The sequence below is a fragment of the Streptomyces panaciradicis genome (assembly GCF_023516615.1).
Classification (GTDB): Bacteria; Actinomycetota; Actinomycetes; order Streptomycetales; family Streptomycetaceae; genus Streptomyces; species Streptomyces panaciradicis.
The window spans coordinates 63,907-79,298 of sequence record NZ_JAMGBF010000022.1 but is presented as its reverse complement, the minus strand read 5'-3'; the positions used below and the strand labels follow the sequence as shown (position 1 = coordinate 79,298).

At 74.8% G+C, this 15,392-nt stretch carries 16 protein-coding genes; 12 read left to right on the top strand and 4 right to left on the bottom strand.

Going from position 1 to position 15,392, the window contains the following annotated elements; all coding sequences use genetic code 11:
- The first annotated feature begins 463 nt into the window (after positions 1-463).
- The 10 genes from M8J74_RS09935 (at position 464) to M8J74_RS09890 (ending at position 8,606) form a co-directional block, all read left to right on the top strand.
- The gene (locus M8J74_RS09935) at positions 464-1,183 is read left to right on the top strand and encodes a response regulator transcription factor (RefSeq protein ID WP_249836027.1); all 720 of its coding nucleotides are present in this window, start codon (positions 464-466) and stop codon (positions 1,181-1,183) included.
- Positions 1,180-2,568 (top strand): sensor histidine kinase, encoded by a 1,389-nt coding sequence (locus tag M8J74_RS09930; protein ID WP_249836026.1) that lies wholly within the window; start codon positions 1,180-1,182, stop codon positions 2,566-2,568. Before M8J74_RS09935 ends, M8J74_RS09930 begins: the two co-directional genes overlap by 4 nt.
- A gap of 81 nt (positions 2,569-2,649) precedes the next feature.
- On the top strand, positions 2,650-3,030 hold the full coding sequence (locus M8J74_RS09925) for a hypothetical protein (protein ID WP_249836025.1): 381 nt from the start codon (positions 2,650-2,652) through the stop codon (positions 3,028-3,030).
- Positions 3,027-4,142, top strand: a complete 1,116-nt coding sequence (locus M8J74_RS09920; RefSeq protein ID WP_249836024.1) for an FAD:protein FMN transferase — start codon at positions 3,027-3,029, stop codon at positions 4,140-4,142. Before M8J74_RS09925 ends, M8J74_RS09920 begins: the two co-directional genes overlap by 4 nt.
- Positions 4,139-4,828 carry a ferric reductase-like transmembrane domain-containing protein gene (locus tag M8J74_RS09915; protein WP_249836023.1) on the top strand — a complete coding sequence of 230 codons (690 nt, stop codon included), beginning with the start codon at positions 4,139-4,141 and terminating at the stop codon, positions 4,826-4,828. The genes M8J74_RS09920 and M8J74_RS09915 overlap by 4 nt, the downstream gene beginning before the upstream one ends.
- 109 nt (positions 4,829-4,937) lie before the next feature.
- Positions 4,938-5,096 carry a hypothetical protein gene (locus M8J74_RS09910; RefSeq protein WP_249836022.1) on the top strand — a complete coding sequence of 53 codons (159 nt, stop codon included), beginning with the start codon at positions 4,938-4,940 and terminating at the stop codon, positions 5,094-5,096.
- A gap of 306 nt (positions 5,097-5,402) precedes the next feature.
- Positions 5,403-5,561, top strand: coding sequence for a hypothetical protein (locus M8J74_RS09905; RefSeq protein ID WP_249836021.1), 159 nt, complete (start codon positions 5,403-5,405; stop codon positions 5,559-5,561).
- Positions 5,558-6,874 (top strand): NADH-ubiquinone oxidoreductase-F iron-sulfur binding region domain-containing protein, encoded by a 1,317-nt coding sequence (locus M8J74_RS09900; RefSeq protein WP_249836020.1) that lies wholly within the window; start codon positions 5,558-5,560, stop codon positions 6,872-6,874. Before M8J74_RS09905 ends, M8J74_RS09900 begins: the two co-directional genes overlap by 4 nt.
- Positions 6,871-7,083: a ferredoxin gene (locus tag M8J74_RS09895; RefSeq protein ID WP_249836019.1), complete on the top strand. Its 213-nt coding sequence runs from the start codon at positions 6,871-6,873 to the stop codon at positions 7,081-7,083. The genes M8J74_RS09900 and M8J74_RS09895 overlap by 4 nt, the downstream gene beginning before the upstream one ends.
- A gap of 170 nt (positions 7,084-7,253) precedes the next feature.
- Complete coding sequence (locus M8J74_RS09890; RefSeq protein WP_249836018.1) at positions 7,254-8,606, top strand: S53 family peptidase; 1,353 nt, start codon at positions 7,254-7,256, stop codon at positions 8,604-8,606.
- A gap of 78 nt (positions 8,607-8,684) precedes the next feature.
- On the opposite strand, the gene M8J74_RS09885 is transcribed toward M8J74_RS09890, so the two are convergent.
- Positions 8,685-9,734 carry an alpha/beta fold hydrolase gene (locus tag M8J74_RS09885; RefSeq protein ID WP_249836017.1) on the bottom strand — a complete coding sequence of 350 codons (1,050 nt, stop codon included), beginning with the start codon at positions 9,732-9,734 and terminating at the stop codon, positions 8,685-8,687.
- A 169-nt stretch (positions 9,735-9,903) separates the two neighbouring features.
- Here M8J74_RS09885 and M8J74_RS09880 point away from each other — a divergent pair, with 169 nt between their 5' ends.
- Together M8J74_RS09880 and M8J74_RS09875 are read left to right on the top strand one after the other, a co-directional pair.
- Positions 9,904-10,203, top strand: a complete 300-nt coding sequence (locus tag M8J74_RS09880) for a zinc-ribbon domain-containing protein (protein WP_249836016.1) — start codon at positions 9,904-9,906, stop codon at positions 10,201-10,203.
- A gap of 17 nt (positions 10,204-10,220) precedes the next feature.
- Positions 10,221-11,051: an SAM-dependent methyltransferase gene (locus M8J74_RS09875; protein WP_249836015.1), complete on the top strand. Its 831-nt coding sequence runs from the start codon at positions 10,221-10,223 to the stop codon at positions 11,049-11,051.
- 53 nt (positions 11,052-11,104) lie between these two features.
- Here M8J74_RS09875 and M8J74_RS09870 read toward each other — a convergent pair whose 3' ends face one another.
- From M8J74_RS09870 to M8J74_RS09860, 3 genes are all read right to left on the bottom strand, one after another.
- On the bottom strand, positions 11,105-12,241 hold the full coding sequence (locus M8J74_RS09870) for a sugar ABC transporter substrate-binding protein (RefSeq protein WP_249836014.1): 1,137 nt from the start codon (positions 12,239-12,241) through the stop codon (positions 11,105-11,107).
- A gap of 174 nt (positions 12,242-12,415) precedes the next feature.
- Positions 12,416-13,981 (bottom strand): alpha/beta hydrolase, encoded by a 1,566-nt coding sequence (locus tag M8J74_RS09865; RefSeq protein ID WP_249836013.1) that lies wholly within the window; start codon positions 13,979-13,981, stop codon positions 12,416-12,418.
- On the bottom strand, positions 13,978-15,219 hold the full coding sequence (locus tag M8J74_RS09860; protein ID WP_249836012.1) for a serine hydrolase domain-containing protein: 1,242 nt from the start codon (positions 15,217-15,219) through the stop codon (positions 13,978-13,980). The genes M8J74_RS09865 and M8J74_RS09860 overlap by 4 nt, the downstream gene beginning before the upstream one ends.
- Positions 15,220-15,392 lie beyond the last annotated feature (173 nt).

Genomic DNA, 15,392 nt, shown 5'->3' with positions numbered 1-15,392 from the left:
TCCGCGGTCGCCGGCCGGTACCGGAGTGCGTCCTCGTCCCGCTCGCCCTCGGCCTGTGACGGGGTGGATTCGCTCATGTCGGCCTCCTGGACCTCGGATGCGCCGGCCGGGTACCCGGCCGGCGCGTTCTCAGCGGTGCCGGTGCAGGTGTTCGAGCGCGTCGAGGACCACGGTGTGCCGGTACGCAGGAGCGCCAGGCGGCGAGGTCGCCGCCGACGCGGTGAGCTCGGTCCGCCCCGCCGCCCGGGACCGCGTCCCGCCCCCGCGTGCCATCCGCAGACGCTGCGCCGGATGCGCTGGACCAACACCCTGATCAAGACCCACTCCCCGCAGGTGCCGGCGTCGGCCCCCTGAGCTGGGGAGCCTGGGCTTCCAGGGACGAACGGCCCCTTCCGTCGGTGCGGGCCGGCGCGCAGGCTGGGATGCTGGCAGGCGGGGCACCTCAGCGCGCCGGGAGGCGGTCGTGAGCACGAACGGGCAGGCCGCCGGCGCCGTCGAGGAGACACGGGTGCTGGTCGTCGAGGACGACCGCGGCATCGCCGACTCCCTGGTGCGCGGCCTGCGGCGGGCCGGTTACGTGGTGGAGGGCGTCCGGACCGGGCGGGCGGCCCTGGCGGCCCCCTCCCCCGACGTCGTCCTCCTCGACCTGGGTCTGCCCGACATCGACGGTGTCGAGGTGTGCCGGCGGCTGCGGGCCCGTTCGGACGCCGCGATCATCGCGGTCACCGCGCGCGGTGAGGAGGCGGACCGGGTGGTGGCCCTCGACGAGGGGGCCGACGACTACCTGGTCAAGCCGTTCGGGCTGGCCGAGCTGATGGCCCGGATACGGGCCGTGCTGCGCCGCCGGCGCCCGAGCGGACCGGAGATCCTGCGGCACGGTCCGCTCACCGTCGACCTGCGCACCCGGCAGGTGTCGGTGGAGGGCCGGCCGGTCGCGCTGACGCCGAAGGAGTTCGGCATCCTGGAGTGCCTCAGCGCCGATCCGGGGCGGACGGTGAGCCGGCAGGAGATCCTGGAGCGGGCCTGGGACGCCCACTGGTACGGCCCCACCAAGGTGCTGGACGTGCACGTCGCCGCCCTGCGGCGCAAGCTCGGCGTGCCCGGGCTGATCGAGACGGTGTACGGGCACGGCTTCCGGCTCGGGGCCGTCGCGGACGCCGAAGAGGCCGGGGAGCCGTCGTGAGCCGGCGCATCGCCCTGACCTTCCTCGTCCTGACCACGGCGCTGCTGGTGCTGGCGGTGGTACCGCTCGGGGTGCTGATGACGGCCCGGGAACGGGTCTCCTTCCGTGACGACCAGCAGGCGGCGACCCGGGCGATCGCCGCGGCGGCCGAGGAACACCTCTCCGACCACCGGTCGGCCGCGGTCATGGGCACGGAGCTGCACGCGGCGGCCGAGGCGGGCGACTGCGCCGCCGTCTACGACGGCTCGGGGCACCTGGTGGCCAGTACGCCCTGCAAGGCCGCGCAGGGCGAGGAGGCCGACGAGCTGGTGGGCCGGGTGCTCGCCGGGCACGAGCCGGAACCGCCGCAGAACGAGGGACGGCTGCTGGCCGCCGAACCGGCCGGCGACGTACGGCAGCCCGCCGGGGCCGTCGTCCTGGCCCGTTCCGCCGCGCCGCTCGACGCCCGTATCGCCGCGATCTGGGGCTGGTCCGCCGGGATCGGGACGCTGGCCCTCGCCGCGTGCGTGCTGCTGTCCGTGCGGCTCGCCCGCTGGGTGAGCCGTCCGCTGTCCACGCTGGACGAGGCCGCCCGCAGGCTGGGCGAGGGGGACCTTCAGGAGCGGGCCGTCGTGGACAGCGGGCCGCCGGAGGTACGGCGGCTGGCCACGACCTTCAACACCATGGCGGGGCGCACCGAGGCGCTGGTGCACGGGCACCGGGCCGTGATCGCCGACGTCTCGCACCAGCTGCGCACCCCGCTCGCCGCGCTGCGGCTGCGGCTGGACGTGCTGGCCGCCGGGGCCGAGGGCGAGACCGCGGCGGAGCTGGCGGCCGCGCAGGTGGAGATCGCGCGGCTGTCCCGGCTGGTCGACGGCCTGCTGGCGGTGGCGCGCGCCGAGCAGACCACGCCCCGGCCCGTCGCCGTCCCCGTCGCCGAGGTGGTGGAGGAACGGGTGGCCGCCTGGGCGCCGGTCGCGGAGGAGCGGGGGGTGCGGCTGACGGCCGCGGCCGGGCCCGCTCCGGCCGCGGCGCTGGGCGGCGGGCATCTGGAGCAGGTCCTCGACAACCTGATTGCGAACGCCCTGGACGCCGTGGACGACGGGGGCCGGGTGACCGTCGCGCGGCGCGTGGTGGCGGGGCGGTCGGCCGAGGTGCGGGTGGTCGACGACGGGCCGGGGATGGAGGCGGAGGCCAAGGAGGTGGCGTTCCACCGGTTCGGCAATCCCGAGGCCCGGGGCAGCGGGCTGGGCCTCGCCATCGTGCACCGGCTGGTCACGGTGAACGGGGGGACGGTACGGCTGGAGGACACCCCCGGAGGCGGGCTGACCGTCGTCCTGGAACTGCCCCTGTGGACCAGGGAGACGACGGGGGCGAGATCTTTACCGGTTCTGAAGGAGAGGTGAGCGGATTCCGAGGGGGCGTCGGCGGAGTCTGGAGATGCACGCAGCCGAACGCGGGCCGCCGATCCTCCAGGAGCCGCTGCCATGTCGTACCCGCCCCCTCCCGACTACGACCCGTCCGCCGTGCCGTCCGCCGGCGCGGCGCGTGCCCGTGATCGCGGACTGACGCGGATCCGCGGCCTGACCGGCTGGATCGCCGCCGCGGCCGTCGCCGGCGCCGCCGCCCTGGGCGCCGTGTACACCCACGTCCTGCCCGGCGGCACGGCGTCCCCGGCCCCCGCCGGCCCGGCCGCGCACAACCCGGCGGCCCCCTCCTCCTCCGCGACCACCCACCGCGCGGGCGGGGACGACGGCGGCGAGGAGGGCGACGACGACGGAGGCGGCGGCCAACCGGCCCTCCAGTCCCCCGCACAGCCCCCGGCCCCCACCCAGCAGCAGCCCCAGACCACGACGGGCGCGTCATGACACCCCGGCCCACGGCCCCGCCGCCCTCACCCCGCGACCCCGTCACGCCGCCGTCGGCGCCCCGCCACCACGACACTCCGCCGCTCGCGCGTGAGCACCACGCCGCCCCGCCATCCCCGCCCGGGCACCACGCCGCCGCGCCGCCCCCGTCCCCATCCCGGCTGACGGGCGAGCCCGCCGAGGTCGTGTTTCCCGCTCTCGGTACCACCGCCGTGCTGCTCGTCGCCGATCCGCACCAGGTGGGCGTGGCCGAGGGTGTGCTGCGGGACGAGTTGGCGGCGATCGACCTGGCGTGCAGCCGGTTTCGGGCCGATTCCGAGATCAGCCGGGTGAACCTGGCCGCGGGCTCCCCCGTGCGGGTGGGTCCGCGGTTCGCCGAGGCCGTCGAGGCCGGGCTCAGGGCGGCCGAACTGACCGGCGGGGCGGTCGACCCGACCGTCGGGCGGGCGGTGATCGCGCTCGGCTACGACCGTACGTTCGCCTCCGTACGCCCCGAGGACGCCCGCCCCCTGCCGGTGTTCCGGCCCGCCCCCGGCTGGCGCCGGATCGCCTGGAACCCGCGCACCGCCGTCCTGTGCCTGCCCCCGCACACCTCCCTCGACCTGGGCGCGACCGCCAAGGCGCTGGCCGCCGACCGGGCCGCCCGACGGGCCGCGGCCGCCGCCGGCTGCGGAGTGGTGGTCAACCTGGGCGGCGATCTCGCGGTGGCCGGCCCGGCGCCCGAGGGCGGCTGGCGGATCGCGCTCGCCGACGACCACTCCCGCCCGCGGCCCGGCCGGGACCCCGTGGTCACCGTGACGGCCGGCGCCCTGGCGACCTCGGGCGTGCGGGTGCGCATCTGGCGCCGCGGCGGCCGCACCGTGCACCACATCGTCGACCCCGCCACCGGCGAACCCGCCGCCCCCGTCTGGCGCACCGTCACCGTCGCCGCCGCGACCTGCGTGGACGCCAACGCCGCGAGCACCGCGGCGATCGTGCGGGGCCACGCGGCCGCCGACTGGCTGCGCGGCACCGGACTGCCGGCCCGGCTGGTCGCGGCGGACGGACAGGTCCTGCGACTGGGCGGCTGGCCGCCCGACGACTTCGACTCCCCCGACGGAGGCCCCCGATGACCACCCTCGCCCTGGTCGGCAGCCCGCTGTGGTACGCCAGCCGTGCCGGCGGCACCCTGGCACTGCTGCTGCTCACCGCCACCGTGGTGCTCGGTATCGCCTCCGGCGGACGCGCCGCGCCGCGCACGATCGGCCGCTTCGAGATCGGCCGGCTGCACCGCAACCTGTCCGTCCTGACCCTGGTGTTCCTCGTGCTGCACGTGGTCACCGCGGTCCTCGACCCGTTCGTGCACCTGGGCTGGGCGGTGACGGTGCTGCCGTTCGCCGCCTCCTACCGGCCGCTGTGGCTCGGGCTCGGCACGGTCGCGTTCGATCTGCTGCTGGCGGTGCTGGTGACCAGCGCGCTGCGGCTGCGGATCGGGGCGCGGCGCTGGAAGGCGGTGCACTGGCTGGCGTACGCGGCCTGGCCGTTCGCGCTCTTCCACGGCGCCGGCACGGGCACGGACACTCGGCTCTCCCTCCAGCTGTGGCTGTACGCCGGTTGCCTGTTCACGGTGGTCGGCGCCGTGTGGTGGCGGCTGGCGAAGGCGGGTCCGGGACGGGCCGCCGGGCGGCTGGCCGCCGCGGTCGGCGCGGGCGCGGTGCCCGTCGTGCTCACCGCGTTCCTGGCGGCCGGGCCGCTGCAGCCCGGCTGGGCCCAGCGTGCCGCCGTGACGACCGCCCTGCACCTCGGAGGCGGCCGGTGAACGCCCCCGCCACGCAAGCCACCTGTTCCACGACCCGAACCCGGCAGCCGCCCCCGCTCCGGCACGGCTCGCCGCCGCCCGCCACCACCCCGCACCCCGGAGGTCCCCGGTGAACGCCCCTGCCGAGCAGGCCACTTGGGCCGCGACCGAGACGCGGCTGCTGTCCGCCTGGTACGCCACCGGACGCCCGGCCGACCCGGCCGGCCCCCCGCTCCGGCACGGCTCGCCGCCGCCCGTCACCACCCCGCACCCCGGAGGTCCCCGGTGAACGCCCCCGCCGAGCAGGCCACTTGGGCCGCGACCGAGACGCGGCTGCTGTCCGCCTGGTACGCCACCGGACGCCCGGCCGACCCGGCCGGCCCCCCGCTCCGGCACGGCTCGCCGCCGCCCGTCACCACCGCTCACCCCGGAGGTCCCCGGTGCACGCCCCTGCCGAGCAGGCCACTTGGGCCGCGACCGAGACGCGGCCGCTGTCCGCCTGGTACGCCACCGGGCTCCCTGCCGACCTGGCCGACCCTCCGCGCCGGCACGGCTCGCCGCCGCCCGCCATCACCCCGCACCCCGGAGGTCCCCGGTGAACGCCCCTGCCGAGCAGGCCACTTGGGCCGCGACCGAGACGCGGCTGCTGTCCGCCTGGTACGCCACCGGGCGCCCTGCCGACCTGACCGACCCCCCGCGCCGGCACGGCTCGCCGCCGCCCGCCATCACCCCGCACCCCGGAGGTCCCCGGTGAACGCCCCTGCCGAGCAGGCCACTTGGGCCGCGACCGAGACGCGGCTGCTGTCCGCCTGGTACGCCACCGGGCGCCCTGCCGACCTGACCGACCATCTGCGCCGGTACGGCTCGCCGCCGGTCACCGCGGCCCGCGGCAACCACCGGTCCGCGCCGCTGATCCGGGCCCTGGAGGCGGCCGGGCTCACCGGGCGGGGCGGCGCCGGGTTCCCGACGGCGGAGAAGCTGCGCGCGGTCGCGGCGGGACGCGGACGCCCCGTGGTCGTCGTCAACGCCATGGAGAGCGAACCGGCCAGCCACAAGGACCAGTTCCTGCTCGCCGTCGCCCCGCACCTCGTCCTCGACGGCGCCGTCCTGGCCGCCGGGGCGATCGGCGCCGACACCGTGCACCTGTGTGTGCCGCGCGGCCGTTCGGCGCAGTACTGGCAGCTGCGCCGGGCCGTCGACGAGCGCCGCGCCGCCTGCCTCGACGAGGTCGACCTGCGCCCGCACGCCCTGCCGCACGCCTACGTCTCCAGCGAGTCGACGTCGCTGGTGCGCTGGCTCAACGGCGGCGAGGCGCGCCCGCTGAGCGCCCCGCCGCGCAGTCACGAGCGCGGCGTCGGACGCCGGCCGACCCTCGTCCACAACGCCGAGACCCTCGCCCACCTCGCCCTCGTCGCCCGCCACGGCCCCGGCTGGTTCCGGCAGGCCGGCACGCCGGACGAGCCCGGCACCACGCTGGTCACCGTCTCCGGCGCGGTCGCCTCACCGGGTGTCCTGGAGGTGGCGCTCGGCACGCCGCTGGCCACGGTCCTGGACCGCGCCGGCGGAGCCGTGGAGCCGCTGCGGGCGGTGCTGCTGGGCGGTTTCGCCGGCACCTGGCTCCCGGCAGAGCACCTGGGCACGCCGCTCACCCGGTCCGACCTGGCCCGGCTGGGTGCCGCGCCCGGCGCCGGCGTGCTCGTCGCCCTGCCCCGCTCGGCGTGCGGGCTCACCGAGACGGCCCGTGTCCTGGCCTACCTGGCCGCGCACAGCGCCGGGCAGTGCGGGCCCTGCCGCTTCGGACTGCCCGCGGTCGCCGACGACTTCGCCGCCCTGGCCGCCGGGCAGGCCGACGCGTTGCTGCTGTCGCGGCTGCGCCGGCGCACCGGTCTGCTGCCCGACCGCGGGGCCTGCCGCCACCCCGACGGCGCGGCCCGCCTCGCCGCCTCCGCCCTGGAGTGCTTCGCGGACGACGTCGAGCACCACCTCACCCACGGCACCTGCGCCGCCGCCCGCCGCCCGCCGCGGCTGTCCGTGCCCGCGGCCACACCCCCGGAGACCTGGCGATGACCCGTACCCGCACCCTCCGTGTCGACCGCGCCGCCTGCACCGGCCAGGGGCTGTGCGCCGAACTCCTGCCGGAGATGGTGGACTTGGACGAGTGGGGCTACCCGATCCTGAAGGGGACGGCGATCCCCTCCCACCTGCGGGCCCACGCCCGCCGTGCCGTCGCCGCGTGCCCGGTGCTGGCGCTGCACGCGGACCGGGGGGCCGGGTGAACGGCACGTCGGTGCCCGCCCCGGCCATCGCCCGGTAAAGGGTTCGGCATCGTCCGTTCAACGGCCTTGAACTGTGCATGACCCATTCGATGGGATGCGCGAAGACCATTCGCGATCACCTCATATAACCGCGATCACTTTTCGTGCACTTCAGAATCGCAGGGGGATTCATGCACATAGCCCGCACCGGGCTGGGCGTCGCGGCGACCACGGCCGTCGCCGCCCTCGCGGTCTCCGCCCCGGGGACCGCCGCGCCCGCCGCCGTACCGCACACCCTGGCGGTACCGGCCGTCGCCGGACACACCCTGGTCCATGGCGTGAGCAGCCCGCTGACCAGCGAGCAGTGCCAGACCAAGTGGCACATCAACTGCTACACCCCGCTGCAGTACCGCACCGCGTACGACCTCGACGCCCTGTACAGCAAGGGCGTCACGGGCAAGGGCCGCACGATCGTCATCGTCGACTCCTACGGCTCGCCGACCGTCCAGCACGACCTGGACGTCTACAGCAAGCAGTTCGGGCTGCCGAGCACCAAGGTGAAGGTGGTCAAGTGGGGCCACGTGCCCGCCTTCGACCCCAAGAACTCCGACATGACGGGCTGGGCCGGCGAGACCACCCTGGACGTCGAGATGGCGCACGCGGTGGCACCCGCCGCCAAGATCGTGGTCGTCGAGACGGCCGTCTCCGAGACCGAGGGCACCACCGGTCTGCCGGAGATGATGGACGCCGAGAAGTACCTGATCGACCACAACGTCGGCGACGTCATCAGCCAGAGCTTCGGCGCCACGGAGAACACCTTCCCCGGCTTCGGCAAGGGCGACTTCTCCAGCATCAAGAAGCTGCGGTACGCCTTCCAGGACGCCAACCGCAAGCACGTGACCGTGCTGGCGGCCTCCGGTGACGGCGGCGCGACCGACATGAAGCTGGACGGCAAGACGTACTACGACAAGCGCGTCAACTCCTGGCCGTCCTCGGACCCGTTGGTCACCTCCATCGGCGGCACGCAGCTGCACCTGAACGACAAGGGCGAGCGCGTCAAGCCGGACAGCGTCTACAACGACTACGGCGCCGGCGGCGGCGGCCAGTCGCACGTGTTCACCCGCCCGTCGTTCCAGAACGGCGTCAAGAGCAAGGTCGGCGCCCGCCGCGGCACCCCGGACATCTCGATGTCCGCCGCGGTCAACGGCGGTGCCTGGATCTACTCCAGCTACGACCCGACCGCCGTGGGCTGGGACGTCAGCGGCGGCACCAGCGAGGCCACCCCGCTGTTCGCGGGCATCGTCGCGCTCGCCGACCAGGCGGCCGGCCACCGGGTGGGCAACATCCAGCAGGCGCTGTACGGCCTGTACGCCCACCACGCCAAGGCCAACGGCGTCGTGGACGTCAACGACGGCACGAACAACAGCTACCACGGCGTGACCGGCTACAAGGCCGTCAACGGCTACGACCTCGCCACCGGCGTCGGCACCGTGGACGCCCTGAAGTTCGTCCCGGCCCTCGCCAAGGCGAGCCGCCACGGCTGACCCCCGGACACGGCACCACGAACGGCCCGGGCCTCCACCCGGGCCGTTCCCGTGCCGCCGCACCCCGGGCCGGCTCCGTCAGAGGCGGCCGGCGTCGACGACCGCCCGGGCGAAGGCGGTGGGTGCCTCCTGCGGGACGTTGTGGCCGACGCCGGTCAGGGTGCGGTGCTCGTAGGCGCCCGTGAACCTGTCCCGGTAGGCGGCACCGCCGCCCGGCGCGGTGAAGGGGTCGCGGTCGGGGTCGAGGGTGAGGGTGGGCACGCCGATCGTCGGCCGCCCGGCGAGGCGCTGCTCGAGTCCGTCGTAGCGGCGCTCGCCGTCCGCGAGGCCGAGGCGCCAGCGGTAGTTGTGGACCACGATCGCCGCGTAGTCGGGGTTGTCGAAGGCCGCCGCGGTGCGCTCGAAGGTGGCGTCGTCGAAGTCCCAGGTCGGGGAGACGGTGTCCCAGACGAACCGGGTCAGGTCGTGGCGCAGGTCCGGGTCCTCCATGGCCATGCGGCCCCGCTCGGTGGCGAAGTAGTACTGGTACCACCAGTTGTGCTCGGCCTGCGGCGCGATCGGTGACCGCTGGGCCTCTCGGTCGGTGACGAGGTACCCGCTCACCGACACCAGGGCCGTGCAGCGCTCGGGCCACAGCGCGGCGACGATGTCGGCGGTGCGCGAGCCCCAGTCGAAGCCGGCCAGCACGGCCCGTTCGATCTTCAGCGCGTCCATCAGGGCGATGACGTCGAGGGCGATCGCCGACTGCTGGGCGTTGCGGAAGGTCCGCGCGGACAGGAAGCGGGTCGTGCCGTGGCCGCGCAGGTAGGGGACGATCACGCGGTAGCCCTGCTCGGCCAGCAGCGGGGCGACGTCGACGTAGCTGTGGATGTCGTACGGCCATCCGTGCAGGCAGATCACCGCGGGGCCGTGGGCCGGGCCCAGTTCGGCGTAGCCGACGTCCAGCAGCCCGGCCCTGATCCGCTTCAGCCGCGGGAAGCCGGTGTGCCCGCCCGCGGCCTCGTCGCGCGGGACGGCGGCCGCGGCCGCGGGCCGTGCGCCGGGCAGCCCCGGCAGGCCGGTCAGCGAGACGGTGGCCGCTCCGGTCGTGAGCCCCAGGACCTTGCCGAAACCACGCCTGTCGATCATGCGAATCCCTCCGGACGGCCGTGCGCCGATCTGCTCGTCGACCGACTGTGGCACGCACCGCGTCACCGGTCAAGGCGGTGACGCACTCGAGGCGGCGCGGAACGGCCCGGAACGGCCCGGAGCGGCCGTAGCCTGTGCCGACAGGCTTCGTTCCGGAAGGATGCTCCCCATGATCATTTTTGGCACCAAGGGGTACCTCTACCAGCTCGCCATCCTGACCCTCATATGCGGCCAGTGCGGCAACCCCTCCGCTCACACGCTGCGCAAGCGGGTCACGAAGTTCACGCTGTTCTTCGTTCCGCTGTTCCCGATCTCGACCCGGTACGCCACGCAGTGCACCTTCTGCGGCGCCGAGCAGAAGGTCACCAAGGAGCAGGCCGAGCAGCTGCAGGCGCAGGCCGCCGCCGCCGGGCAGGGCGGGCCGGCGTACGGGCAGCCGCAGCAGCAGCCGAACCCCTACCAGCAGTGAAGGACGGTTCAGGGACGATGAGCACTCCGTACGGCGGTGACGGCGCCGGCGGCACCCAGCCGTTCGTGATCGACACGAGCAGGCCCCACCCGGCCCGGATGTACGACTACTTCCTCGGCGGGAAGGACAACTACGAGGTCGACCAGGAGGCCGCCGAGCGGTTCATCCAGGCCGCCCCCGAGGTACGGGCGGCCGTCCGGGCCAACCGGCGGTTCATGGAGCGCGCCGTCCGGTACGTCGTCGCCGAGGGCGGCGTCCGGCAGATCCTGGACATCGGCACGGGCCTGCCGACCGAGCCGAACGTGCACCAGATCGCGCGCGCCGTAGCCCCCGATACGCGGGTCGCCTACGTCGACAACGACCCGATCGTCAGCGCCCATTCACGGACGCTGCTGGACGACGACGACACCGGCACCTCCGTCGTCCTGGCCGATCTGCGCGACCCCCGCGCCGTCCTCGACCACCCGGACGTGCGCAGGGTCATCGACTTCGACCGGCCGGTGGCGCTGCTGCTGCTGGCCGTCCTGCACTTCCTCACCGAGGACGACGACCCGGACGCCGTCGTCGCCACCCTCCTCGACGCCCTGCCGGCCGGCTCCCACCTCGTGCTGTCCCACGCGACCGTCGACATCCACGAGGACGGCCGCGCGGAGGCGGTGAAGGTGTACAGGGGCGCCACGGCCACCATGAACCCGCGCCGCCACGCCCGGGTCCTGGACTTCTTCGGCGGCCTCACCCTGGTCGAGCCGGGCCTGGTGCTGGTCCCCGACTGGCGCCCGCAGGAACCGCCGGAGGCCGGCGCCCCGCCGATCGGCATCTACGGCGGAGTGGCCCGCAAGGACAGGTGAGCGGACGGACCCACGGCGGCCTCGGAGGGCCTGCTCCAGCCCCGGGAGCAGGCCTACTTCAGCCCGACGGCCGCACAGTCCGCCGCGTACTTCGGCGTGCAGATGTCCTTCACGGTGTAGACGCCGTCCTTGATCACCGTGTCCTTGATGTTGTCCTTGGTGAGGGCGACCACCGGCACGAGCATCGCCGGGATGCCCTTCTTCGTCGGGCTGTCCACCGAGTCCTGCGTCAGCGCGTCGAAGGCGATGCTGCGGTCCTGCACCTTGGCCACCGCCATCTCCGCCGCGTTCGTCGCCTCCAGCAGGAAGGACTTGTAGACGGTCATGCTCTGCTCGCCGGCGACGATCCGCTGCACCGCGTCCAGGTTGGCGTCCTGCCCGGTGACCGGCGGCAGCTTGGTGGCCCCGGCCTCCTTCAGGGCGTCGATGGCGGCCCCCGCCATACCGTCGTTGGCCACGTAGACGGCGGCGATGCCGTTCAGCCCGACCGACTGGACGGCCTTGCGCATGTCGGCCTTGGCCGTGGCGGGCAGCCACTCGTCGACGTCGTACGACTTGGCTATGACCACCCGCCCCTTCAGCTCGCTCAGCGCCCCGGCCTTGAACAGGGCGGAGTTGGGGTCGGCGGGCGACCCGTTGATCATCACGATCTTGCCGGAGCCGGCCTTGTCGCCCAGGGCCTCGATGATCGACCGCCCCTGCACCTCGCCGACGAGTTCGTTGTCGTGCGAGATGTAGGCGTCGATCGGACCCCGCGCGAGGCGGTCGTAGGCGATCACCGGGATGCCGGCGTCCTTGGCCTTGCGCACACCCGTGGCGATGGACGTGGAGTCGACCGCGTCCACCACGATCACGTCCACCTTGCGGTCGACCAGGTCCGCGAACTGCCTGCTCTGCTTGGCCGCGCTCGCCTCGGCGTTCTCGTAGACGACCTGGCCCTTGCCGTCGGTGAGGGCGGCCACGCGCTGCTTGAACAGCGGGTAGTCGAACTTCTCGAACCGCGCGGTCTCCTTGTCCGGCAGCAGCAGCCCCACCTTGATGTCCTTGCGCCGGTTCGGAGCGGCCGAGCTGTCACCGCCGTCCACGGCGTCGATCGCACCGCACGCGGTGAGCGAGAGGGCCGAGGCGGCGGCGGCGAGCGGCAGGGCGAGCCGAACGGCAGTGGATCTGCGGGGGGTTGGAGCGTTCACGTACGGGTGCCTTCCGGGCGAGCGGGCGAGGTGCAAAAGGGCCATCGGGTAGCTGAGTAGCCAAACGGCGCCCGCGGGTCACGTCAAGACATCCGGTTGTCCTTTCGACAGTTCCACGGAATCTCCCCAACCCGTCGGTAATTTCGGGTGGTTGTGGCGGAGCGGTGGCCGACCCTACCTCGGCGGCGCCTGACAGGTGACATCCCGCTCCGGCAGCCGCCCGGTGGCGAGGTAGCGGTCGACCGCCGCGTCGGCGCAGGCGCTGCCGTAGACGCCGAACACCGCGTGCTGGTCCGCGCCGCGCAGGGTGACCAGGCGCGAGGAGGGCCACATGCGGCGCACCTCCTGGGCGCCGTCGTAGGTGGTGCGCGGGTCCCCGGTGGCGTTGACCAGCAGCGCCGGGAGGTCGGCCCGCACGGCCGTGGGCCGCTCGCGGGGCGCGTCCCAGTAGGCGCAGGCGTTGATGTCGCCGGCGACGGGACCGAAGAACGGGTCCTGCGCGCGGGCGCGCTGGACGTCGCGCCAGTAGACCTCCGCATCGCGCGGGGCGGCCACGTCACCGCACAGGATCGACGTCTGGGCGCTGCCGTAGGCCGACTCGGTCCCGGTCAGCGTGAACGCGAGCGCGTCGGCCAGCCACGGCGACGGGGTGGGGACCCGCCCGCCGTCCGCCGCGCGCAGCAGGTCCCGTACGCCCTGGGCGAGGTCGCCGTACGCGGAGGCGTTGTCCTGCGAGAGGCCGTTGAGGACGAGGACGGGCACCACGTGCTCGTCGACCCGGTGGGCACCGACGCGCAGCGGGGTGCGGGCGGCGGCCGCCTGCACGCGGTCCACCGCGGCCAGCACCCGGCCCCGGGTGCGGCCCAGGCCGTACGTGGCGTCGCGGGCGGCCGCCCAGGACGCCCAGCCCTCCAGGGCGTGCCGGTTGGCCGGCGCCACGCCGCGCAGCAGCCGGGGACCGTACCGGTCGGGGGAGATCACGCCGTCAAGCACGACCCGGTCGGTGCGGCCGGGGAACATCGAGGCGTACACCTGGCCGAGGTACGTGCCGTAGGAGTAGCCCAGGTAGGAGATCCGCCGCTCGCCGAGCGCGGCCCGCACGACGTCCATGTCGCGCGCGGTGTTGCGGGTGGTGGCGTGCGGCAGCAGGTCCCCGGCGTACGTCCGGCAGCGCCGGGCCAGTTCCGCCGAGAACGCGGCCGTGCGCTCGAAGCCGGCCCGGTCGACGCCCGCCGAGCGGAACGCCGATCCGGTCGGCCAGTGGCAGTCCAGCGCGGTGCTGCGGCCGACGAACCGGGGATCGACGCCCACGATGTCGTACCGCTTGCCGACGTCCTTCATCGCCTTGCGCACCCAGGGCGGGTCGCCGATCGTCTGCCCGCCGGGGCCGCCGCTGTTGAGCAGCAGCGCGCCGACGCGGTGGGCGCGGTCGGTGGCGCGGATCCGGGAGATCGCGACGGTGACCGTACGGCCGCCGGGGCTGGTGTAGTCCAGCGGGACCGTCACGTCGGCGCACCGGGCGCCCGCCTGCTCCAGCTCCTTGCCCAGCGCGTCGTCGGGGCCGCGCAGGCAGCTCTTCCAGGTCAGGTGCTGATGCTCGTAGCGGGCGAGGGGGCCGGGGGCCGCCGCGGCCGGGCGGGCGGCGGCGGGCAGGAGGGTGGTGGCGAGGGCGGCGGCGGCCAGGCCGAACACGGCCCTTCCGGCCGTGCTCCGCCGTAAGGAGGCTGCGGCGCGGTTCATGAAGTCGTCCCTTCGGTGGTCGGTGCCGTCCGCGTCCCGGTGTGGCGGTCCTCGCACAGGGCGGCCTGGACGACGTCCTGGAAGTGCTGCTCGGCCTCGAACGAGTCCGGTACCTGGTTGAGCGCGACGGCGACGCTGCGCCCGCCGGGGCCCACGGCCGTCAGGGCCCGGTGGCCGCCCGGCACGGTCCCGGCATGGCCCCACCACAGGCCGCCGCAGCGCAGCGGTGTGGAGATCAGGCCCAGTCCGTAGCGGGCGCCGGGCCACAACCGGTCGGGGTCGGCGGCCACCGTCCGCCGCATCTGGGCGAGTTGGGCCGCGGGCAGCAGCCGGCCGCCGAGCAGCGCGGTGGTGAACCGGGTGAGGTCGGCCGGGGTGGAGACCAGGGCGCCGCCGACACCGGCGAAGGTCATGTTCCAGTCGGTGCCGTCGACGCGGGTCCCGCCCTCCTCCGGCGTGAAGTAGCTGTGCGAGTGCGGGCCTTGGACGCGGGGGTCGTCCCCGGGCCAGTACGTGTCCCGCAGTCGCAGCGGCCGGATCACCCGGCGGGTGATCTCCGACTCGGGCGAGTGGCCGGTGACCTTCCGGATGATCAGGCCCGCCACCTGGTAGTTGGTGGTGGCGTAGTACCACCGGGTGCTCGGGTGCGGCAGCCGGAGGGCGCGGACGACGAGCTCGCGCGGCTCGAAGTGGCGGTCGCGCAGACGGTCGAGGTGCTCGAACTCGGGGGCGTCGAGGTAGTCCGGCAGCCCGCTGGTGTGCCGCAGCAGCTGCCGCACGGTGATCCGGCGGCCGTCGTAGCCGTTCTCGCGGATCAGGCCCGGCAGGTAGTGGTCGACGGACGCGTCGAGCGACAGCCGCCGCTCGGCGGCGAGTTGCAGCACGACGGTCGCGGTGAAGGTCTTGGTGACGCTGCCGGCGCGCAGCCGGTCCGTGGCGTTCATGGGGCGTCCGGTGCGCAGGTCGGCGGTGCCTTCGGCGGCGGTGAAGCGGACGCACGACGGGTCCGCGGCCGCCGGGTCGGTGACCTGGACCGCCGCCCCGGCGATCCCGTCGCGGTCGGTGAGCACGCGCAGCGCCCGGCGCAGCTCGCCGTGTCCGCCGCAGTCGGCGCGCTGCCCGGCCGCGGGCGGCGACTGGGCGGCGGCCGCCGGAGCGACGGTCCCGACGAGGGCGGCCAGCAGGGCCGCCGCGGCTGCGCGTCTGCCCGGCATGAAGGTGCTGAGGGGGGTGGCCATGCCTCACCACGCTAGGCACGCGCCCTGCCGCGATCACTCCGGCTGCCAGCCGGTTCGCCGGTGGTGTCAGCGCCACCGAGGCGCGGGGGACAGCACCACCGCCCCGGCGAGTGATCAAGGCCACAGGCCCGTATCGCGTCCCCGGCCGCCCGTGCTGACCAGGCCGTTCACCC

What these genes read in the sequence shown, in the direction of transcription:
- M8J74_RS09880 (WP_249836016.1), top strand. Translation starts at nt 9,904, where the DNA reads ATGATCATTTTTGGCACCAAGGGGTACCTCTACCAGCTCGCCATCCTG.
- M8J74_RS09875 (WP_249836015.1), top strand. Translation starts at nt 10,221, where the DNA reads ATGAGCACTCCGTACGGCGGTGACGGCGCCGGCGGCACCCAGCCGTTC.
- M8J74_RS09925 (WP_249836025.1), top strand. Translation starts at nt 2,650, where the DNA reads ATGTCGTACCCGCCCCCTCCCGACTACGACCCGTCCGCCGTGCCGTCC.
- M8J74_RS09865 (WP_249836013.1), bottom strand. Translation starts at nt 13,981, where the DNA reads ATGAACCGCGCCGCAGCCTCCTTACGGCGGAGCACGGCCGGAAGGGCC.
- M8J74_RS09890 (WP_249836018.1), top strand. Translation starts at nt 7,254, where the DNA reads ATGCACATAGCCCGCACCGGGCTGGGCGTCGCGGCGACCACGGCCGTC.
- M8J74_RS09860 (WP_249836012.1), bottom strand. Translation starts at nt 15,219, where the DNA reads ATGGCCACCCCCCTCAGCACCTTCATGCCGGGCAGACGCGCAGCCGCG.
- M8J74_RS09915 (WP_249836023.1), top strand. Translation starts at nt 4,139, where the DNA reads ATGACCACCCTCGCCCTGGTCGGCAGCCCGCTGTGGTACGCCAGCCGT.
- M8J74_RS09895 (WP_249836019.1), top strand. Translation starts at nt 6,871, where the DNA reads ATGACCCGTACCCGCACCCTCCGTGTCGACCGCGCCGCCTGCACCGGC.
- M8J74_RS09885 (WP_249836017.1), bottom strand. Translation starts at nt 9,734, where the DNA reads ATGATCGACAGGCGTGGTTTCGGCAAGGTCCTGGGGCTCACGACCGGA.
- M8J74_RS09920 (WP_249836024.1), top strand. Translation starts at nt 3,027, where the DNA reads ATGACACCCCGGCCCACGGCCCCGCCGCCCTCACCCCGCGACCCCGTC.